This window comes from Metaplanococcus flavidus (genome assembly GCF_042675885.1).
Lineage (GTDB): Bacteria > Bacillota > Bacilli > Bacillales_A > Planococcaceae > Planococcus > Planococcus flavidus.
Genome location: NZ_JBHTKI010000017.1, coordinates 44,323 through 64,966 on the forward strand (window position 1 = coordinate 44,323; position 20,644 = coordinate 64,966).

Below are 20,644 nucleotides of genomic sequence, written 5' to 3' on the forward strand. Positions count from 1 at the left end.
AAAAATAAAGGGTGGTCCATGGACCACCCTTTTAGATATTATCGGTATTTATTTTTGGGTCAGGGGAAACGGATTCAGTATCCTCCGCCTTTTCCTTGCTTGTATCGTTTGGCGATAATTTTGTTTTGTCTTCTTCCTGCTGCTCTTCTTCATTATAATATTGCACCGACGTCATTGCGCCTTCTGACACCATTTTGTTTTCACGGGGTTCATCAGGCTTGGATCCATCATGAGCCTTTTTTTGATCTTCTTCAAGGTTTTGGGATTCCATATATGAATTCACCTTCTCTTTCGCATTATTGAAAGCCAATGTTGCTTTTTCGCGATTTTCCGGGTTTTTAAAGTAGCTGTAAGCTCCCACAGCCAGACCTGCCAACAGCAGTCCTCTGCCTTTCCCTTTTGCCATCTGATCACTCCTCTTCTATATAATGTCTTCTACAACATATACCCTTATTCTTTTGATTTAACCGTTCCGGCATCCGTTTTTTTCAGCTTCATATCCAGATGCGGAATGCCGTCTTCATCATACACATCGGAAATTGGATCGAAACCGAATGATTGGTAAAATCCTTTTAAATACAATTGCCCTTGCAGCCGGATTTCAGCAGATCGCCATTCTGTAAAAATGAAATCGATGCTTCTTTGGACAAGCTCCCTCGCAAGACCCCGCCCTCTGGCATCCTGGCTTACGATGACTCTCCCAATTGATGGCACACCGTATTTAATTTCTCCCGGAACAAGTCTTGCATAAGCGAGAATTTCACCATTCTCCCTGTATGCCAGATGAATCGATTGCTGGTCGAGATCATCCAGTTCCGGATACGGACAATGTTGTTCAACCACAAAGGTATCCACACGCAGCTTCAGCATCTCATAAAGTTCCAGCACAGTAAGATTTTTGAATTCGTATAATTCCCAAGCCAAATTGATCCCCCCTTTAGACTCTATTATTCCACAACAGTGGCTATTCATGGTGAATTTTGATATGATGACGAAAAGAATTTCAGAGGTGATTGAATGATTCGTACAGGTACTTCAAAAGATATATCAGCTGTTCAGGAAATTGCCCATATCAGCTGGACTGACACTTACCAGGACATAATCCCATTGAATATACAGCAAGACTTCTTAGATAAATCGTATTCCGTCCCAATGATGGAAATGCGGCTGAAAAAAACGATTCTGCTTTTGGCTGAACATGAAGGGGAACCGGTCGGCTTTGCTAATTTCACCAAGCTTGACGATGACGGCGACGCCGAATTGATCGCTCTTTACATGAAGCCTGAACATCAGCGCCATGGCTACGGAAAAATGCTGCTCAACAGCGGCTTGACCTATCTTCTTGACGGGTCCAACCTATTTGTATATGTGGAATGTGAAAATCAAAAAGGCCGCAGCTTTTATGAAGCCAACGGTTTTGAATTTGTCGAAGAGTTTGAAGAACTATTCGAAGGCCATCCGCTCCAGACAGCCAAATACGTTTACAATTTAAAAGCACCCGCTCTGTGAGCAGGTGCTTTTAAATTACTTCATTATAATGGACGATAAGGTGAATCATCGTCGCGTCGTGCATCTTCTGTACGGAGCGTATCATCTGTTCTAGTTCTTGTAGCTTCGTCTTCACGGTTGACCGAATCACTTCTTCTGCCGACAGTGTCTTCGCGGTAAACCGGATCATCTTTTCTGCCGTCATTGTCGTCACGGTATAATCTGTCGTCTTTTCTGTGCAGCTCGTCCTCACGCATAGGCGGTTTGCGAACAAAGCACATGATTGCTGCGATATAGAATAGAATTGATGTCGGTGATAAAACACCTGCCAATAAACCGGCAAGTATAAAGAATATCCCTGCAAGTTGCGCACTGCGGGTTTTCTTCAAGTTCATCACTGCCACAATCGCTAAAATAGTGCTGAGCACCAATATCGCAACTATTACCCAACCGACGACACCTGCACCTTCCCTCATCAGGTCCATAACCATCTGAGCTTCTTCAGGATTCCCTTCAAAAGCGGGATCATTCATGAAATCCTGCTGGAACTCTTCAAACTCGGCAGTTCCTTCCAAGTTGTTTATGCTTGTGATCAACCATGCCAATAGAATAATTCCGATAACGTTAAAGACAATACCAATAATACCAAGAACTCTTTCTCCTGTTCTGCTGATGCTACCATTATTCATTTTGCCAACCTCCTTCTTTTTTGTAAGCCGCTCTGGTCAATATACGACAGCTACAATAAATAGTTACATAAGAATAGAATTCCCTTAAAAAAAATACTAAAACATGTTTAGTTTGCTTTTACCCGGGTATTTATTTAGTAACAAACAAAATTACAAACATTTGAAAGGAGTTCTATAAAATGGAAAAAAACTTAGTATTTAGCCAATCAGATTTCATGTACGGTGTAGGTGGAGCTTCAATTTTAACTGGTATCGTTTTCCTTATGACATTCCTATAAGAAATTGGAGGTACTTATGAAAAACTACATAATTGAAACATAGAAAAAGCAATCCAAACCATATGAATGGCGGATTGCTTTTTTGTGTTTTCACAGCCAGACTCCAACGGCCCGGCTCTTCGGGTCATAAGCCGGTTCAGCTCTGCGGCAAAAAACGCCGCGCCGCTGCTCCGTCTTATACCTTTCAGCGCTTAACGGGCGCCGTCACTTTTCTATATTTACACTTTCACATCCTCATATTCATCGGAGCGTTCAAAGACTGCCACCACATATGAGCAGACTGGTTCAATTTTATATCCTTGTTCACGGGCATACTGGACAGCGCGGTCAACCAGTTTTTTTGCTATACCCTGATTGCGCATGCTTTCGTTAACATAAGTATGCTCAATAATCATCACATCGGCCAATTGGGTCCAAGTGATTTCCCCATTGACCATGCCATTTTCTTCATTACGGAATGCAAATTCTTCCTGACCAAGCTCTATCATTTTAAAATCCATTTTTATCCTCCTCATTTACTGCTTGTTGATATTCAACGGACGCAATGAAGCTTCTATCTCAGTTCGTTTAGGCTCCAGGAATGGCGGCAGCGCCAATTTCTCCCCCAGACTTTCAAGTGGTTCATCTGTTGCAAAACCGGGTTCGTCTGTAGACAACTCAAAAAGGATGCCGTTCGGCTCCCTGAAATAAATGGCTTTAAAGTAATGCCGATCCACTTCCCCTGAAGTCATGAGTCCGTTGTCCCGAAGGTATTTATTCCATTTACTGTATTCTTCGAAGGTCTTGACGCGGAAGGCGACGTGATGCACACTGCCGCGCCCAGGACGTTCCGGCGGAAGATCCGGGCGTTCCTCTACATGTACTTCGCCGGCGGGGCCGCCTTTTCCTGTCGAATAGACAAAAATTTCTTCCATTCCTTCTGTTTCTGAAGGATAAGATCCAATAGGCTCAAATCCCATAATCTCCGTCAACACCGCTGCTGTCCGGTCTTTTTTTCGCACCGTCAACCGCACATTGCCCAATCCGACAATGGCATAGTCTTCCGGAATTCCTGCTTTGGTCCACGGAATACCATACTCAATGCCTGTTCCATCATCAACCGTCAACATCAGCCTTGAACCTTCGAAGTCTTCAAAAGTCAAAGTCTGACGATTGAACCTCGTTTGGATTTCGCCGTGCGGCACATCGAATTCTTTAAAGCGGTCAATCCAATACTTTAAAGCTCTTTCACTTTTCACGCGAAATGAAGTATTGCTGATGCTGGAAACGCCAGGATAAGTGCGTCCGGCCATCGGAATATCAAAATAGGTCATATCGGTTCCCGGAGTACCGACCGCATCCGCATAAAATAGATGATAGGATGAAGTCGAATCCTGGTTTACACTCCTTTTCACAAGCCGCATGCCGAGAATTCGTGTAAAGAAATCATGGTTTTTGTCCGCATTGGCAGTAATGGCGGAAACGTGGTGAATGCCTTCCAGTTTCATAAATAAAAACCTCCTCTAATTATCTTGAATTCGAGATATTAATTAAATAATATCATTCCCTTGAACCTGCCGCAAGAAAACGGCTTGCTGTTTGTTGCTAAAAATACAAAAGCGGACAGCCGAGGCTGTCCGCTCCTTATATTTGCTTAATTAAACCACGAACGAACAGTGTTCGCCAGATTTCTGAAGAATTCCTTAACGCTGTTCCAGAAGCCTTCGTCATTGACGATGTCGCCTATTTTATCTTCGATCGTCTTACTCAAATCTTCGAGCTGAGTCGACCATTGCGAAAAGTCGATGTCCAATTGGCGGATCCGGTCCATCAGATCGATCAATAATTGGCGGTCTTCCGGACTTAACTCGATTTGGAGATTCGATAATTGCTCTTCGACAATCTGTTCCACATCTTCGCGTGAAGCGGGATTTTGTTCGGCAATCTGCTTTTTGATCTCGGTCAGCAATTCACTGACTTTCGCTTCATCCACATCTTCCGCCAGTTCCGTGGCCACTTCCAACTCATCATTGGCTACGTCTGTCCGCTCCGGGTCCAGCTGTTCACCGTTCACTTCATAAGCTTTGTAAATGCCCACTAATGCGGAATGGCCCGTTACCGCTTTGGGCGCAGCGACTTCCACTGTCGCATTTTCGATTCCCGCCGTCAGCATTGCGTTAGCATACATTTCGGTCGTTACCAGCGTAATATTATCCGGTGTCACAATCTGGATGACGAGGCCTTCGCCTTCATCTTCCCTTGTAATTTTCGCTGACGAGAACATCCGCGATTGCGGGTTTCCGTCTTTGATGTAAGTGACAAGATCTTCACCGGTCACTTCGATTTCTTCCACTTCAGCTTCGTCTCCAACACTCAGGCTATCGGAGACACTTGCTTTTTCATCTTCAGTGAGATTTCCTCCATAAACGACGATCGGCACACCCAATTTTTCATTAATGCCGACATTTGCCGCTGCCATCGCTGGAGTAAGTGTTGATACGATTAAGATCATTGCTATGATTGCTATCAATTTTTTCATCTTTTATTGCCCCTTTCATAGGAATAATACGAATCCGCTCCGGAAAGGTTGCATCAATGCTGCTGAAGTTTCGTCCAGCCTTCTTCCTGAACAATCCTGCGGTCTTTATAAAGTCTGCCCAAAGCACGCTTGAATGCTGCTTTGCTCATACCGAACATTTCCTGGATTTCATCGGGCGAGGATTTATCACTGAACGGCATCTGGCCGCCCGATTCAGTCAAATAACGCAAGATGGTTTCTGCGTCATCCGATAAACGCTCCTGTTTGCGCGGAAGCAGGGAACCGTTCAATGTGCCGTCGTCTTTGACGCCAATGATTCGGACCGTTTTTTCTTCGCCAAGGCGCGGTTCTTCTTCCCGCTCTGTTTCATGCACAAAGATTCTGTACATTTCAGGAACGGAAATCATGAAGGTCCCAACCGGCAGCAAGCGGTATGCACGAGCCTTCAAATCCTGATTATAGACAGAAGTCGGCGCAGGAACAAATAGTTCATTGACCTTTTCTTCTGTTGCCATACGTCCGTATAAATCGCCGAAACGGTCAGTCCGCAAAGTCATGAAAATGTGGTCGCCCGGCTGCGGCCATAGCTCTTCGAATTGCGGCAGATCTGCCGGCAATAAATACACTTCACGAGTTGTACCGATATCCACTACCGCTCCTTCACGTTTGGAGATTTTCAGCACTTTTGCCCAGCCGTAGACGCTTGGCAGAATATGCGGAATCATCGGCGTTGCCGATACGCCGCCCTGGCGGTTGCGGTAAAGGAAAACTTCAATCTCTTCCCCGATTTCCTGACCTTCTTCGATTTCCGATTCATTCATCAGAACTTCATCGCCCGAACCGTCTGTTAAGATCCACTGGGAACTTGAACGGTCTTTTACTTTCAATACTGCTTTTTCACCTGGATGCAATGGCATAATGAAACCTCCTGTTTTGTTTAACTGTTCTTTTCTTCATTCTTGAGTTTTTCCAGCTTTTCGATCAATTGCGGATCTTCTTCCAGCACCTGCACAAGATCAGCAATGCGATTGATCGAATTCCAGCTCAGATGATGTTCAATTCCTTCCACATCATCGTAGATGCGTTCTTCTTCGACTCCGATTAAACGAAGGAACTGCTCCAGCAGGTCGTGTCTTTTGACAAGCCGTTTGCCCAACTTCTGGCCTTGCGGCGTCAACACCAGCCCCCGGTAGCGTTCATAGATCAGATAACCGTCCTTATCAAGCTTCTGCACCATCTTCGTTACTGATGACGGCAGCACCGATAAAGCTTCGGCTATATCCGATACACGGGCATAGCCTTTCTGTTCTATTAATGAGTATATGATTTCAATATGGTCTTCCATACTTGGAGTAGGCAAAATTCGTTCCTCCCTAACGTAGCTATCCTCAGTTTACTATACCCTCCGCCGGCGAACAACTGAGCTTTATTCAGCGATCAGCTGAGTTTTTTTAAAAGGAAAGGTTTGCTCGGTATTTTTCAGGGGTACATATTACTATCTAAGCAGAAAGGTCGGTGAGAACACATGGCTCGTATTTTATGGATTATTCTTATAGTTATTTTAGCAATTTGGTTGATTGGATTTTTAATGGACGTTGCCGGAGGATTAATTCACCTTCTATTAATCGTAGCAGCTATTATTTTAATCGTGAACTTAATTTCCGGAAGGAAAGGCGTATAGAAGAAGAGACGGCGAGGGCAATCCTCACCGTCTCTTTTTTTGCACTTTTATCGGTCCGAATAAAATATATACCGGCCCATTCAGTTTTGTTACTCGCTAATCTTCGAATAAACGCATGTATCGCGCACTTTGTTGTCCACTCGGGAAATCGTTTCATTGCGCAGGATACCTTCGAGCCTGAAGTCCAGCCGTTCAGCAACTGCCCGGCTTCTGACGTTATCCGGATCACATTTGATCTCCACCCGGTTTGCCCCAAGTTCCTCGAACGCAAAACGCGTAATGCGTTCGACCGCTTCCGTCACATAGCCTTTTCCTTCAAACCGGTTGTCGACCCAATAGCCGATTTCAAATTTCCGCACTTCCCAGTCGATGCGATGAAGGCCGCTTGACCCGATGAATTCCCCGGTTTCTTTCAGGAAAAAGTGGAGGCGCAAATCTTTGCGAAGCTGGAAATCAGCAGCCGCTTCGATCAGGTTCGCTTCAATCTGTTTCAGATCCGGCTTTTTCTGGGCAAACGGCATCCAGGGCCGCAACGAGTCGATTGAATGCTTGATGGCTTCATAACTATGGATTGCATCTTCCCGGCGCGGCGCCCGGATCAAAAGCCGGGAGGATTCAAAGCTTTCCGGAAAATCGAGCAGTACCGGATTGAATAGCGGCACTGATGGCTCCACTATAGTATCTTCCCACAGGACCGGCGTCGTTATCCCCTGCTGCCAGTCTTCGCGGGTCATGCCGTAAGTGACCGCATCGAAATAGCGATTTTCTTTGGTGGAAAACCAGGCTTGGCGAATATGGCCTTCTTTAACGAAACCAGTGCGTTCGAAAGCTTTGCGCATCGCAAAATTATCGTGTCGCGTATGGCCTTCCAGCCGGATTTTCTTTTCAGGAAGCGAAAAAACAAAATCGGCGGTCATTTTTAGCGCCTTTGGCCCGTAGCCTTTGCCGCGGTAAGGATCAGCAATGCGCAAATCGAATAGCGGGATGTCATCCTGCAGATCAAATATTTTCACAAGGCCTACTTGCTCACCTTCATCATTTTCCACCCAAAATGTTGTCACCTGATCAGACTGATAGCCGCCTTCTTCGATCGTCTTTTGTATTAACGCACGGACAGGATGCTCCTGGCCATGATAGGGCCAGGAGTTCGTCGTCATAAAATGAATCAACTGTTCCTGTTCTTCCATTGTCCACTCAGTTAATTTCAATACAAATCCTCCAAGCATGCATAGCTTACTTTTGAACTTTCACCAGGCGCAGAGCATTCAGAATTACAAGCAGGGTCGCTCCCATGTCCGCGAAAATCGCAATCCACAAAGTGAGCCAGCCCGGAATGATCAGCAGCAAAGCAATAACTTTCAGTCCCAAAGCAAACATGATATTTTCCTTTATTATACGCAATGTTTTGCGGCTTAGTCGAATGGTATATGGAAGTTTTTCAAGATCATCAGCCATCAGCGCAATGTCAGCTGTTTCAAGCGCCGCATCCGTACCGGCGCCGCCCATTGCAATGCCCACTGTCGAAGCTGCAAGGGCCGGTGCATCATTGATGCCGTCGCCAACCATCGCGACGCGGCCGTATTGCTGCTGAAGTTCGCGCACTGCAGACAGTTTGTCCTGCGGCATCAGCCCTGCACGGACATCAGTCACACCGATTTCTGCTGCAATGGCATTTGCTGTTGCGGGATGGTCACCGGTCAGCATAATGGTGCTGCCGATACCCATCTCTTTCAGCTTTTGTATGATGCCTGGGCTTTCAGTACGGACGGCATCTGCGACGGCAAGAATTCCAATCAGCGATTCCTTCGTGAATACCGCCATGACCGATTTTCCGCTTTGCTGAAGTTTATGGCCATGTGCCGGAATCTGCAAGCCGAATTCTTCCGCCCACAGCAGGCTGCCGATGTGGATTCTCTGCCCTTCAACTTCTGCATAAGCACCTTTGCCGGTAATCGACTGGAAACCTTCGGAAGGAAGGATGTGCGGAGCTTCTTTTCCGATCGCACGAGCCAAAGGATGCTGCGACATCGCTTCGGCTGAAGCCGCCAGCTGCACCAGCTGTTGTTTTGTGTAGCCCTTCTCCGGAATAGCATCCGTCATTTCAGGGTAGCCTTTTGTCAGCGTGCCGGTTTTATCAAACGCAACGGCATTGATGCGCCCTGTTTCCTCCAAGTGAATACCACCCTTGATGAGGACCCCTTGCCTCGCCGCATTGCCGATTGCCGTAACAATAGCGACCGGCGTTGAGACGACAAGTGCACACGGACAGCCGACGACCAGGACAGCTAATCCCTGGTAAACCCACAGTTGCCAGTCACCCGTCAGATACCCCGGAACCAACGCCACTAAAAATGCGATGCCGATGATGGCCGGTGTATAATATTTCGCAAATTGATCGACGAATTTTTGCGACGGCGCTTTTTCCGCCTGAGCTTCTTCGACGAGGTGGATGATTTTCGCAATCGTTGTATCTTCCACCCGTTTGGTGACAGTCACTTCAAGTGCGCCTTCTTCGTTCATCGTGCCCGCAAAAACATCGGCTCCCGGCGTTTTGACTTCCGGAATCGATTCGCCGGTGATGGCCGCTTGATTGACAGCAGACTTACCGCGTAAAACGACGCCATCCATAGCGATTTTCTGACCCGGTTTAACGATCAGCACGTCGCCGATCCGGACTTCTTCCGTATCCATTTCCAGCAGTTCGCCGCCCCGCTGGATCAATGCACGCGCCGGCGCCAAATCCATCAGTCCGCGGATTGACTGGCGCGCTTTGTTCATCGAGAAGGATTCAAGGGCTTCACTGATCGCGAATAAAAACACGACCACCGCGCCTTCGCGCCATTCACCGATAATTGCTGCTCCGATGACCGCAATCGTCATCAATGTTTTCATATCAAATTCAAAGCGGCTGAGATTCATCAGCCCGGTACGGAACATATGGTAGCCTCCGATCAACATCGAACCGCCGAACAGCCCGATTGCCCATGGATCTCCTTCACTTGTCTGGAAAGACAGGATAACTCCGGCAATCAGCAACAGGAATGAAATTGCCGTTTCGATTGTCTGGCGGCGTTTATAGATAGGGGTGTGTTCGACTCTCGCTTTTTCCGGATAGACCCGGATATGGTCGAAAGCACCGGCTCGCTCCAGTTCCTCGATTGAAACATCCCCGTCCACCGTCAGCTTGGATGCACCGAAGTTCAAATCGACTTTTTTGATATCAGGCAGGCTGCGGATATTCTTTTCGAATTTAGCGGCACAATTTGTACAGGACAGATTTTCAAGGCGATAGGTTTTAACCAATTTCCTCACCCTCTTTCGCATGTTCATGTGCAATGGTCACCAGCTGGTGTACGTGTCTGTCTGACAGTGAATAAAAAATCTGCTTGCCCTTGCGTTCAGACTTTGCCAGTTTCCGGTCTCTCAGGTAGCGCAGATGGTGGGAAGCTGTAGCTGTGGAGCCATCAATGACTGCCGCAATATCGCAGACACACATTTCTTCTTCTATTGTTAACGCGAAAGCGATTTTCAGACGTGTCTCGTCCGCCAATGCCTTGAAGAGAGTTGCGACATCCGACAGGTCCGTCATTTGCTTTTGAACGTTCTTCACTTTTTCAGGATGATCTTTTGATACTTCGCAAATCTCTTTCATATTGTGCCCCCCTGAATCAATCAAACCATCGTTTGATTGTTTTCTTTAGTGTAATCCTCCTGCTCACAATAGTCAAACGTCCATTTGATTGTTCTGAATCCAGTCGAAAAAAGGAAATATCCGCTTTGTTGTCGAATAACCTTTCTAAGGTTTTCCAGATGAAGGGGGAATGGGGATGTACCAAAAGATACTATTGGCGGCTGACGGTTCAGAACACTCGAAACGCGCTGCGGCTGAAGCGTTGAAAATGGCAAAAATGTTTCAGGATGCTGCCGTGACCTTGCTTTATGTAGTGGATTATGAAAAAGCGCGAACAGAAGTGATGCATGACAAACAAGTCGACGAAATGCATTACCACCGGCGCCAACTGCTGCTGCCGCTTGAAGAAATTTTCAGTGCTGCAAATATTCCTTTCGAAACCAAAACGCTGCACGGCACTCCGGGACCGACAATCATCCGCCACGCCAATGAAAACAGCTACGACATCGTTTTTATCGGCAGCCGGGGACTCAATGGTTTTCAGGAAATGGTGCTCGGCAGTGTCAGCCATAAAGTGGCTAAGCGTGTGCATGCCCCTGTAATAATCGTTAAATAAAAGAGGCTGGAAACGGATGCGTTCATCCGTTTTCAGCCTCTTCTTAATTAAAATATTGTATACGCCAGGACAAACAATCCCAAGCCGCCAATCAGATTCGCTGCCAGATAAGAAATGCCTGCCAGCCAATTGCCGTCCTCGAAATCCTTTACCGCATCCAGCGCCATCGTCGAAAACGTCGTAAACGCACCAAGAAATCCGGTCAGCCAGAAAACTGACAGATTGCCACTGGCAACAAAAGCGCCGATGACGAACGAACCCAGAACATTGACCAGTAAAGTGGCGATTTTCGGTTGCCGCCAGCGGTTCTCCATAACCAGATAGAACAAATAGCGGGCCATGGCGCCAAGGAAACCACCAAGCGCGATTTCAATCAGGCTCATTCCCTCACCCCTTTCCGGCCAAGCCATAATCCGGCTATTGCTGCTGCCACCGCCGCTGCGGTCATTGCCACACCGTAAACAGCACCGGCCACGACCGAAGACTCAAGTTCCCGGAACCAATCATTCGAGAAGGCCGAAAAGGTGGTGAATGAGCCCAATAAGCCTGTCGAGATGAACAGCCGCAGTTCCGCTGATTTTCCGCTGAGTTTCATAACTGCAAAGCCGATCAGGAAACTGCCGATAATATTGACGGCCCACAGACTGAAAGCCCCCGGAACCGCTGCGTATATCCAGACACGAAGCAGCGTGCCGGCCATTCCGCCGAATCCTACTGCCAACATCCTTTTCACATCAAAAACCCCATATCTTTTTTAAAAATAAGTTTAAAATAAATAAATTTAGTAGTCGATATTCCGCAAAACAGCTGCGCTTGCCTGGGGGCTTGCGCTGAGCTAACTCGTGCTCGTTACACTTCGCCCGAGTGGATCTCAGCACTTCGCTTGGCCCCCTGGGCGTCTTCGCTGTTTTGCTCCATATCTCTAGAGACTTCTCTGAGCGCCGGCGCGCCTCAGGACTGAGCGAAGCAATAAGACGAGTGCTCTTCTCGGCTTATTGCGGGAGCCAAGGTGTGCCATACGAAGATGGCACCTCCTTTGCGACGAGCAGTGCGCAGAAGCATAATCTTTGCCCTTGTCCAAAGCGCCGAAGTGATTATATACATTATTCTTTAATTCCACTGATTTAGCCATTATAACTTACTCAGCAATGAGTGTTAAGGTCGAGCCTTCTGCCGAACCGTCAATCGGTGTTTCATGATAATTGCCATGTGCCCATTTATCGACCTGGTTATGGAAGAAATCCGATTTCATGTGACCGCTGAGCCCCGGTCCGACAATATGGTGGGCACTCGATAAATCGGACAGATCGGCGACAAAACGCCATGCAGCACCGTGGTCGACATTGCCTTCCTCATCGAAAGCCGCTGCCTGCACCGTAATATTCGAACCGCCAAGCGGCAGCGGATCCGGATTCAGGAAACCTTCGAATATCGGTGAAGCACCGGCAAGGGGATGCGGGAATGTCAGTTGATGATAATCTCCCCATTGCCAGTCTCCCGGATCACCGCCAAAGTCGTCTTCAATTTCAGCCAAACTTGTTTCCAGCGCATCTGTCAGCCATTTCTCCGCGCCTCCGTATTCACTGACCCAGACACCCTCATCGCCGGCAAACGAATCACGCATCATCTGATCCGTAATGTGGTTTTTCCCGGGCATCAAGTCATAGACATCTTCCGGGAAACTATCCGCGAGCAGCGTATGCGGCAGCTGTTTCATCCATTTATGGAATATGAGCGGCGCCGGCTGGTCGGCGTGATCCACTCCATCCCAATCTTCCAGCAGCGCAAGAACTTCTTCGTATTCATCCGTTTCTGCTCTGACTGCGTCCATCATTTCTGCCAGAAATTCCTCGGCATACAGATTCTTCTTATCCATCTGAAGCTCCATCATATCTTCCGGCGTCAATTGGTCGGATGCTTCCAGCACTTCCGCAATCCGTTCATAACGATAAGGCTGTGCCCAAAAATCAGTGATATGGTATTCATAGGAATCATCCACTATTTCATTATTTGCCGTGGCAATAAAACCGCTGTCCGGATTCACAACTGTCGGCAGTTCATCAAACGGCACATAGCCTTCCCACCCGTAATCGGAGGAATCCCCCGGCACCGGCAATTGGCCATCTCCTGATTTACGGATTGGAATACGGCCATTTGCTTTATAGGCAATGGTACCGTCCGTTGCGGCAAAGACGAAGTTTTGTGCGGGTGCCTGGAAATCTTCCAATGCGGTTTCAAACTCGTCCCAATTGGATGCTTTGTTAAATGCCAGCACTCCCTGTAATTCCAGTGTCGGCTCAAGCGCCGTCCATTGCATCGAGAATAGTGCTCCCGGTTCTTCTTCGTCATAAAGCAGATCTGAAATGATCGGGCCGTGGCGTGTTACGACCACTTCGAAATCAATGGTTTCACCGTCTTTCACGTGAATCGGCTCTTCACGGACTTCCGCCTGCTCCCATTCGCCGTCATAGCGGAATTGAGTCGGATCTTCAGGATTCGGCGTTTCAATGTAGAGATCCTGGACATCCGGGCCTACGTTGGTCACGCCCCATGCCACTTCTTCATTGTGCCCGAGAATAATGCCTGGCACTCCGGCGAAAATGACGCCGCTGACATTCTGTTCCGGGGATTTCAAATGCATCTGATACCAGATCGAAGGCGTGCTCAAACCGAGATGTGGATCATCCGCCAGGATTGGCATGCCGCTTTCTGTCTTGTCGCCCGAAACGACCCAGTTATTGCTGCCATTGAATTCATTCGGCACAAGCGACGCGTCGAACTCTCCGGCCACTTTTACCTGCTGGCCGATGTTGGCTTCAATGACCGACCGCGCGTCTTCCGGATATTTGATGAACAATTCTTTCGCCTTGTCTTCCGGAAACTCACCGAGCGCCCAGTGACGCACCGCAAGCGATGACCAGTTGCCGCCAAGGTCATATGCCATGAATTTCCCGATGGCGAGCGAATCGACCGGCGTCCATTCCTCCGGCTCGTAGCCCAGCAGACTGAACTCGTAGCTCAAGGTATCATTTTCCTTTGCCTCGCCAATAAAGGCGTTAACTCCTTCTGCGAACCATTCGAGTACCTGCTTCGATTCTTCATCGTATCCTTCCCATGATTTTTCGGCAGCATCGCGCAGACTGAATGTACGGAAAAATTTATCCGTATCGACAGCCGCAGCTCCAACCGCCTCAGCAAGACGACCGCTTGCCTGGCGGCGTGACATATCCATCTGGAACAACCGGTCCTGCGCGACGACGTACCCTTGCGCACGATATAAATCAGCATCCGACTGCGCTTCGATATGCGGCACGCCGATACCATCCCGCACTACCGTAACATTTTCATCCAATATGGAAACCTTCATCTCTCCACTAATCACCGGTTCAGATTTCCCTATGTAAGCGTTAACATAAATGAGCCCGATAATGGCGATTGCCAATAAGACTCCTATTGTTCCCAGCACCCATTTGAGCCATTTTCTCTTTTTCGGCTTTTTATCCATTCTTCTTACGCCCCCTTTTCAACATCTTATTTTTATTCGACCTGAAGCCCACAGATTCCTTCTATATAAAAAAAGCCCGCAAATTTGCGGGCTAGTTTACGATGTCCTCTTCGCCGAGGACCATCTTCACTTTTGAAACTTGTTTTTTCTCCGTCAAAACGTATAACACGTCTCCGACTTTAAGTTTTGTTGTACCTGTTGGCATCACGAGTCTGCCGGAACGGATGATTGCGCTGATCAAGGTTTGTTTCGGCAAGCCGATCGTCTGCACAAGCTGGCCGGCGAACGGCGACTTGCTCGTCAATTCGACTTCCAGCATTTCGGCATTCGCTTTGTCCATCGACACCAGTTCCAGTGAATGGATGCGTTTAGGAGATGGTCTGCCGTTGAGTTTCAGCTTATTGGCAACGTATGGAATTGTCGAGCCCTGCAGCAAAGCCGAAGTCAGAACGATAAAGAATACGACATTGAAGAACAGGAAACTGTTTTCCAGACCAGCGAGCATTGGGAAGGTCGCGAGTACAATCGGTACGGCACCACGAAGACCGGCCCAGGACATGAACAATTTTTCATTCAATGAATAATCGAAAAAGACCGTCGAGACAAAGACTGCAATCGGACGAGCCACAAAGATTAATACGAGTGACAGGATCAGACCTCTCCAGATCAAGTCCCAATCAGCCAATTGACTAGGGAAAACAAGAAGCCCAAGAATAATGAACATCAGAATCTGCATAAGCCATGCAAGTCCTTCATTGAAACTGATGATCGAGTAACTGTGCGTCAAGTCGCGCGTTCCGATGACAAGCGCCGCAAGGTATACTGCCAGCAGGCCGCTGCCTCCAAGAATCGCGGTAAAACTGTAGATGAAAATAGCAAAGCCAACAGACAGCACCGCATAAAGTCCGGATGCGTTCAATTTGATTCGATTTATGGTCCACGATGCGAAAAGGCCGAGAACAATCCCAAGAATCCCCCCGACACCCATCTGCAGAACAAAACTGCCGAGCATCGTAAAGACAGAGGACTCCGGAATAAGAATCAGCTGGATGAAAGCGATTGTCAGGAACATCGCCATCGGATCGTTGGTGCCCGATTCCGCTTCAAGCGTCGAAGAGATTCTACCTTTTATATTTTGGCCAGCGAGCACCGAGAAAACAGCGGCCGCGTCGGTGGAACCAACAATCGAACCGAGCAGCAGGGCTTCAAGAACTGTGATGCCAAGGACGTAATAAGCAGCAACTGCGACCACTGAAGTTGTGATTAATACTCCGAGTGTCGCTAGAACGAGTGAGCCGCCAAGAACCGGCCGTATATTTTTCCATTGGGTTTGAAGTCCACCTTCAAACAGGATGATAATTAAAGCAAAGACGCCGACCAGTTGGGCAACTTCTGCGCTGGAGAAATAAATAAGTCCTGAAATATCACTGCCGAGGATCATTCCGATGATCATGAAGAGAACGAGGGATGGGACTCCGGCGCGTGCTGAAACTTTTGTCATCAGCACACCCATAAGGAGAAAAACGCCGCATATAAGGATCATTCCGTTAATTGTATAGTCTATCTCCATCAGCTCCCCGGGTTTTTTACTATTCAATTATAGCATATTTTTAGGCCATTAAAAAAACGGGAACCTCTGTTTCAAGGATCCCCGTTGTTCACTCACACTGTGTCATCGCCGACAATTTTTACTTCAAGTTCCAAATCGATGCCAAACTTTTCAAATACTGCAGATTTCACCATTTCTATTGTCTGGATATAATCATTTGCAGTTGCATTATTTTTGTTGACGATAAAGCCTGCATGTTTCGTCGAAACTTCCGCTCCGCCGAAACCTTTACCCTGCAAGCCGCTTTCCTGTATCAGCTTGCCTGCAAAATTACCCGGTGGACGCTTGAATACACTGCCCGCCGAAGGGAATTCGAGCGGTTGTTTAGACTCCCGCTGATAGGTAAGGTCCGCCATTTTTGCATCGATGACATTCTGATCTCCTTTTTCAAGACCAAATTCCGCAGAAAGGACATAGAATCCTTCCTTTGTAATGACGCTTTTGCGATAATCCATTTCAAGTTCTTCTTTTGATAAGAAAAGCTTTTCACCTTCTGGTGTCAAAACCGTAGCCTGAATAATTATATCCTTGATCTCACCGCCGTACGCCCCTGCGTTCATCGCCATCGCACCACCGACAGAACCGGGTATGCCACAGGCAAATTCAAAGCCCGTCAACATATTGTCGGCTGCAGCTTTGGAGACTTTTTTAATGTTCGCTCCGCCCTGCGCATAGACTTCGAGTCCGTCAATACGAATTTCATTGAGGCTTTTCAGGTTCAGGACAATTCCACGCACGCCGCCGTCCCGCACGACCATATTCGAGCCGTTACCGAGCAGCAATAGAGGAATATTATTTTCATAAGCATATTTTACTGTGTAAGCAGTTTCATCTTCATTCGTAGGCGATACAAAAATATCAGCCGGTCCGCCCATTTTTGTAAGAGTATGGAGATAGAGCGGCTCGTCGATTTTCACGTGGCTGTCCGCCACAAATCGGCGAAGGTCTGATAACCATCTTTCTTTCGTCATTCCAAGCAAATCCCTTCTAAACTTTTAACTTCTAATAGTATCTGTTTTTTTTGAGCATTTGACAAGCTTTTATGACCAGTTACGTCCAAAAGTCCAATAAAATATTTATCTCGAATTCGAGAATAATTAATTAAAGTATATTGACATCAAAGTTTTATTGATTTATAGTAAGCTTAGAAATAAAAATATTGGAGGAAATTACACATGAAAAAGTGGACAGTAGACGCAGTACATTCCGAAATTGGTTTCTCGGTAAAACATATGATGGTATCAAAAGTAAAAGGCTCTTTCGCATCATACGATGCAACAGTGGAAGCTGACGAAGCGGATCTTCAAGGCGCTTTAATCGATTTCAAAGTCGACGTGGCAAGCATCAACACAAACAACGAAGACCGCGACAACCACTTGCGTTCAGCAGACTTCTTCGATGCTGAACAACACCCGCACATTACATTCAAAGCAAACGAAATCGCTAAAAAAGCGACGACGAATATGAATTGACAGGCGATTTGACGATGAAAGGTGTTACGCGTCCTGCCACTTTTGAAGTGGGATACGGCGGTAAAGGCGTTAACCCATGGGGCGTCGAAGTTGTAGCATTCAGCGGCGAAGGTAAAGTAAACCGTAAAGATTTCGGCCTTACCTGGAACCAGTCTCTTGAAACAGGCGGCGTATTGGTAGGCGAAGACATCAAGATTTCATTGGAACTCCAAGCCAATCCAGCGTAATTTTATAAAAACACAGAAACAGGAGCTGCAGTTAAATCTGCAGCTCCTGTTTTGGCTGTCGAGAAACCAATAACTTCTCTAATCATTTCGCTCTAGGCGGACGCTTTCACGGGGAGCGGCCTAAGCCTACTCGCTTGCTTCGAAACCCGATGCTCCTGCAGTGCCTGCGCTTCGTCGCAAAGGTTTGACCGAATGTGTATTCTTTAATAGAAGGTAATCTGAGATATGGAGCAAAACAGCGCAGACGCCCAGGGGAGCAGGCGAATGCCGACGAAGTGCAAGATCCACTCGGACGAAGTGAAACGAGACCGGGTTAGCTCAGCGCGAGCCAAGAGTTGGCCGAAGGTAGTTCGGCCGAGTCTTTTCGACGAAGCTAGCGCAGCGATGCAGGAGCAGCCTTAAAATCGTGCTCCTGCAGTGCTACGCACTTCGTCGCAAAGGCAATATCCTCGCAGGCGTCGGATACTGCCTTCGAAGCTGTTTTGCGGAATATCGGTTTCCATATTCCTTTCTCAATAAGCTGCAATGAATCTGCAGCTCCTTTTTTGTCGCTATTCAAATACCTACTCCTCAATCCGCTTGAGCGGTTTGACGGCCGGGCCTTCCAGCACTTCGCCCTTATAGGAGAAGCGGGAGCCGTGACATGGACAATCCCATGAGCGCTCGGCGTCGTTCCATTTCGTCTCGCAGCCCATATGGGTACAAGTGGTATCCACGAGATGCAATTGGCCATATTGGTCGCGGTAGCCGCCACCTGCACCTTTCGAGGTTTTAACGCTCGCCCCTTCCCCTTTGCCAAGGGAATCGGGCGTTTTCATCGGTTTTTTCAATTTGCCTGTGACCAGTTCCTTAGCCACCGAGGCATTATCTTTCACGAAACTTGCCATATCGACCGCCTTCATCTTCGTACGTGTTGGATCGTAAAGGGACGCATAGCGGTTTTCATTGCCAAGAACCTGGTCGCGCAACAGCATTCCGGCAAGAGCGCCATGAGCCATGCCCCATTTGTGGAAGCCTGTTGCCACGAGAATATTTTCATAACCCACGGTGCTGGTGCCGATGTAAGGAAGTTTATCGAGTGTCGTCATGTCCTGGGCAGACCAGCGGTAAGGGATGCTTTCCACGCCAAAATATTCGTCTCCCCATTCAGCCAGCTTCTTGTAATTTTCCATCGTATCGCCTGTATGTTTACCGGAGCCATGATCTTCCCCGCCAATCAATAAGAGTCGCTCTCCGTTATCATCTGTGGTATAGCGCAATGAACGGCTTGGCATATCGGTGCTGATATACATATGCTTCGGCATGTCGCCTTTCACTTTTGCTGCCAACACATAGGAGCGTTCAACCGACAGTCGCGCAAAATACATCCCGTCTGCGTCATTGAATGGATAATGTGTTGCGACAATCACTTTATCGCATGATAAATGGGACATGTTTTCCGTCTGGATCACCGGGTTTTTTTTGCTGAGAATTTTAATCGCACGTGTTTTTTCGTAAACGGTTCCGCCGAGGCGTTCAAATTCTTTTACGAGCCCCGCCAAAAATTTCACAGGATGAAATTGTGCCTGGTTGCGCATAACGATGGCTTCTTTCACGGCAAATGGCAATTCCACTTCCTGCTTCGCTAAGCCCCCCGGAATACCAAGCTGTTCATAAGCTTCCGCTTCTTCCTCGATTTTTTTCGCCCCGGCTTCCGTATTTGCGTAAACGAAAGCATCCTGATGTTCGAAGTCACAGTCGATGCCGAGTTCTTCAGCTGTATTCTTTATAAATTCCAGGCCTTCCAAATTGGCATCATAGTATTTTTTTGCTTCAACTTCCCCGGACATTTTGATCAACGGAGCATAAAAGAGATCGTGCTGTGCTGAAATTTTTGCGGTCGTATAGCCTGTAACGCCATCCACCAGTTTGCCCGCATCGATCAAGGTCACTTTTTTTCCTGCTTTCGCCAATAAATAAGCACTGATGATTCCGGCAATACCGCCGCCGACAACCCCTACTTCCGTGGACTCGTTTTTTTGCAGTTGCGGGTAATCGGGAATGTCCTTGAAGTCTCGCCAATAGGATTCTTTTGATTCTGAAATGTTCAAATTTTCATTATTCATCGCCGCGTAATACCTCCTAATATTGTTATTTAACTCCTATGTACCCTTCCTCCCGGAAAATAAGCGCAAAGAAAAACCCGGAAACGCAAATGCGCTTCCGGGTTTTGGGGGAATGTTTATTAAGCTCTTACTTTTTCAAATGATTGAGCCATCTCTTCGACACGTTTCATGCCGTCTTCGATGATTTCCTGTGCTTTATCAGGATACATATTGTGGCCTTCGATAATTACTTCTTCAATGTCTTCGATACCGAAGAAATTCATGATCATGCGGATATAATTGACGCTCATTTCACTTGGTGCCATTTCCGGAGACGAATAAATGCCTCCGCGTGCGTTCAAAATAATGACTTTCTTTTCCGGTACAAGACCTTGCGGGCCATCTTCCGTATATTTGAAAGTTACGCCTGCACGGTAGACGTAATCGATGAAAGTCTGAAGCGGCGCAGGGATAGTTTTATTCCATAATGGGAACGCGAAAACCACTACATCGGCATCAAGAAAAGCATCCATTGCTTTATTGGCTGCAGTCAAAATGCGTTGTTCAATATCGTTCAATTCTTCGGCTTGTGCTGATTTTTGCATAGCGTCGAAGAAATCCTGTCCGAAATAAGGCATATCTTCTTTAAAGACATCAAACGTTTTAACGTTCGCGTCCGTTCCCACATTATCCATAAATACGTCGTACATTTTACTTGAAATGCCCTCTGATGCGGGGCGGTTATTGGCTTTTACTACTAAAACGTTCACGAAAAACAAAACTCCTTTATTTCCTGATATTATTTATCTCAAATTAAAGACTTTCTAATTTTAATTACTTATGGAA

Annotated in this window: 22 protein-coding genes and 1 pseudogene; 4 read left to right on the top strand and 19 right to left on the bottom strand. The window is 47.2% G+C overall.

All coding sequences use genetic code 11. The features are described from left to right. Positions 1-31: 31 nt before the first annotated feature. Together ACFQ1X_RS11455 and ACFQ1X_RS11460 are read right to left on the bottom strand one after the other, a co-directional pair. A complete protein-coding gene (locus ACFQ1X_RS11455) occupies positions 32-406 on the bottom strand; it encodes a hypothetical protein (RefSeq protein ID WP_144841000.1) in 375 nt (124 codons plus the stop codon). A gap of 44 nt (positions 407-450) precedes the next feature. Further along, on the bottom strand, positions 451-924 hold the full coding sequence (locus ACFQ1X_RS11460; protein ID WP_144841001.1) for a GNAT family N-acetyltransferase: 474 nt from the start codon (positions 922-924) through the stop codon (positions 451-453). A 93-nt stretch (positions 925-1,017) separates the two neighbouring features. On the opposite strand from ACFQ1X_RS11460, the gene ACFQ1X_RS11465 reads away from it, so the two are divergent. After that, positions 1,018-1,509: a GNAT family N-acetyltransferase gene (locus ACFQ1X_RS11465; protein ID WP_144841002.1), complete on the top strand. Its 492-nt coding sequence runs from the start codon at positions 1,018-1,020 to the stop codon at positions 1,507-1,509. 23 nt (positions 1,510-1,532) lie between these two features. Here the strand turns inward: ACFQ1X_RS11465 and ACFQ1X_RS11470 are convergent, their stop codons facing one another. From ACFQ1X_RS11470 to mntR, 6 genes are all read right to left on the bottom strand, one after another. After that, positions 1,533-2,177 (bottom strand): DUF4064 domain-containing protein, encoded by a 645-nt coding sequence (locus ACFQ1X_RS11470; protein ID WP_144841003.1) that lies wholly within the window; start codon positions 2,175-2,177, stop codon positions 1,533-1,535. A 496-nt stretch (positions 2,178-2,673) separates the two neighbouring features. Further along, positions 2,674-2,955 carry a GNAT family N-acetyltransferase gene (locus ACFQ1X_RS11475; protein WP_144841004.1) on the bottom strand — a complete coding sequence of 94 codons (282 nt, stop codon included), beginning with the start codon at positions 2,953-2,955 and terminating at the stop codon, positions 2,674-2,676. Positions 2,956-2,970: 15 nt separating this feature from the next. After that, complete coding sequence (locus tag ACFQ1X_RS11480) at positions 2,971-3,942, bottom strand: ring-cleaving dioxygenase (protein ID WP_144841005.1); 972 nt, start codon at positions 3,940-3,942, stop codon at positions 2,971-2,973. Positions 3,943-4,088: 146 nt separating this feature from the next. Beyond that, positions 4,089-4,973, bottom strand: a complete 885-nt coding sequence (locus tag ACFQ1X_RS11485) for a DUF1002 domain-containing protein (protein WP_144841006.1) — start codon at positions 4,971-4,973, stop codon at positions 4,089-4,091. 53 nt (positions 4,974-5,026) lie between these two features. After that, the gene (locus ACFQ1X_RS11490) at positions 5,027-5,890 is read right to left on the bottom strand and encodes a CvfB family protein (RefSeq protein ID WP_144841007.1); all 864 of its coding nucleotides are present in this window, start codon (positions 5,888-5,890) and stop codon (positions 5,027-5,029) included. Between the two features lie 20 nt (positions 5,891-5,910). Further along, positions 5,911-6,333 carry a transcriptional regulator MntR gene (mntR, locus tag ACFQ1X_RS11495; RefSeq protein WP_144841008.1) on the bottom strand — a complete coding sequence of 141 codons (423 nt, stop codon included), beginning with the start codon at positions 6,331-6,333 and terminating at the stop codon, positions 5,911-5,913. Between the two features lie 165 nt (positions 6,334-6,498). On the opposite strand from mntR, the gene ACFQ1X_RS11500 reads away from it, so the two are divergent. Beyond that, a complete protein-coding gene (locus ACFQ1X_RS11500) occupies positions 6,499-6,654 on the top strand; it encodes a lmo0937 family membrane protein (RefSeq protein WP_144841009.1) in 156 nt (51 codons plus the stop codon). A gap of 89 nt (positions 6,655-6,743) precedes the next feature. On the opposite strand, the gene ACFQ1X_RS11505 is transcribed toward ACFQ1X_RS11500, so the two are convergent. Genes ACFQ1X_RS11505 through ACFQ1X_RS11515 form a run of 3 tightly spaced genes read right to left on the bottom strand, consistent with a single transcriptional unit; the run spans position 6,744 to position 10,306 of the window. Continuing rightward, a complete protein-coding gene (locus ACFQ1X_RS11505; RefSeq protein ID WP_144841010.1) occupies positions 6,744-7,862 on the bottom strand; it encodes a GNAT family N-acetyltransferase in 1,119 nt (372 codons plus the stop codon). Positions 7,863-7,887: 25 nt separating this feature from the next. Further along, positions 7,888-9,978 (bottom strand): heavy metal translocating P-type ATPase, encoded by a 2,091-nt coding sequence (locus tag ACFQ1X_RS11510; RefSeq protein ID WP_379082662.1) that lies wholly within the window; start codon positions 9,976-9,978, stop codon positions 7,888-7,890. Next, positions 9,950-10,306 (bottom strand): ArsR/SmtB family transcription factor, encoded by a 357-nt coding sequence (locus tag ACFQ1X_RS11515; RefSeq protein WP_144841012.1) that lies wholly within the window; start codon positions 10,304-10,306, stop codon positions 9,950-9,952. The genes ACFQ1X_RS11510 and ACFQ1X_RS11515 overlap by 29 nt, the downstream gene beginning before the upstream one ends. A gap of 175 nt (positions 10,307-10,481) precedes the next feature. Between ACFQ1X_RS11515 and ACFQ1X_RS11520 the strand changes: the two genes are divergently transcribed. Next, positions 10,482-10,901, top strand: a complete 420-nt coding sequence (locus ACFQ1X_RS11520) for a universal stress protein (protein WP_144841013.1) — start codon at positions 10,482-10,484, stop codon at positions 10,899-10,901. Positions 10,902-10,948: 47 nt separating this feature from the next. Here ACFQ1X_RS11520 and ACFQ1X_RS11525 read toward each other — a convergent pair whose 3' ends face one another. The 5 genes from ACFQ1X_RS11525 to murB all read right to left on the bottom strand — a co-directional run bounded on the left by ACFQ1X_RS11525 (position 10,949) and on the right by murB (position 16,986). Further along, positions 10,949-11,284 (bottom strand): fluoride efflux transporter FluC, encoded by a 336-nt coding sequence (locus ACFQ1X_RS11525; protein WP_379082639.1) that lies wholly within the window; start codon positions 11,282-11,284, stop codon positions 10,949-10,951. Beyond that, positions 11,281-11,625: a fluoride efflux transporter FluC gene (locus tag ACFQ1X_RS11530; protein WP_379082665.1), complete on the bottom strand. Its 345-nt coding sequence runs from the start codon at positions 11,623-11,625 to the stop codon at positions 11,281-11,283. The genes ACFQ1X_RS11525 and ACFQ1X_RS11530 overlap by 4 nt, the downstream gene beginning before the upstream one ends. Before the next feature lie 414 nt (positions 11,626-12,039). Further along, positions 12,040-14,406 carry a penicillin acylase family protein gene (locus tag ACFQ1X_RS11535; protein ID WP_144841015.1) on the bottom strand — a complete coding sequence of 789 codons (2,367 nt, stop codon included), beginning with the start codon at positions 14,404-14,406 and terminating at the stop codon, positions 12,040-12,042. 91 nt (positions 14,407-14,497) lie between these two features. Continuing rightward, positions 14,498-15,976: a potassium/proton antiporter gene (locus tag ACFQ1X_RS11540; RefSeq protein WP_144841016.1), complete on the bottom strand. Its 1,479-nt coding sequence runs from the start codon at positions 15,974-15,976 to the stop codon at positions 14,498-14,500. A 92-nt stretch (positions 15,977-16,068) separates the two neighbouring features. Then, on the bottom strand, positions 16,069-16,986 hold the full coding sequence (gene murB / locus ACFQ1X_RS11545) for a UDP-N-acetylmuramate dehydrogenase (protein ID WP_144841017.1): 918 nt from the start codon (positions 16,984-16,986) through the stop codon (positions 16,069-16,071). Positions 16,987-17,190: 204 nt separating this feature from the next. Between murB and ACFQ1X_RS11550 the strand changes: the two are divergent. Further along, positions 17,191-17,714, top strand: a pseudogene (locus ACFQ1X_RS11550) (YceI family protein). Positions 17,715-18,087: 373 nt separating this feature from the next. Here the strand turns inward: ACFQ1X_RS11550 and ACFQ1X_RS11555 are convergent. From ACFQ1X_RS11555 to ACFQ1X_RS11565, 3 genes are all read right to left on the bottom strand, one after another. Further along, complete coding sequence (locus tag ACFQ1X_RS11555) at positions 18,088-18,273, bottom strand: hypothetical protein (protein ID WP_144841018.1); 186 nt, start codon at positions 18,271-18,273, stop codon at positions 18,088-18,090. A gap of 4 nt (positions 18,274-18,277) precedes the next feature. Further along, positions 18,278-19,819: an FAD-dependent oxidoreductase gene (locus tag ACFQ1X_RS11560; protein ID WP_144841019.1), complete on the bottom strand. Its 1,542-nt coding sequence runs from the start codon at positions 19,817-19,819 to the stop codon at positions 18,278-18,280. 119 nt (positions 19,820-19,938) lie between these two features. Continuing rightward, positions 19,939-20,568 carry an FMN-dependent NADH-azoreductase gene (locus ACFQ1X_RS11565; RefSeq protein WP_144841020.1) on the bottom strand — a complete coding sequence of 210 codons (630 nt, stop codon included), beginning with the start codon at positions 20,566-20,568 and terminating at the stop codon, positions 19,939-19,941. Between the last annotated feature and the right edge of the window lie 76 nt (positions 20,569-20,644).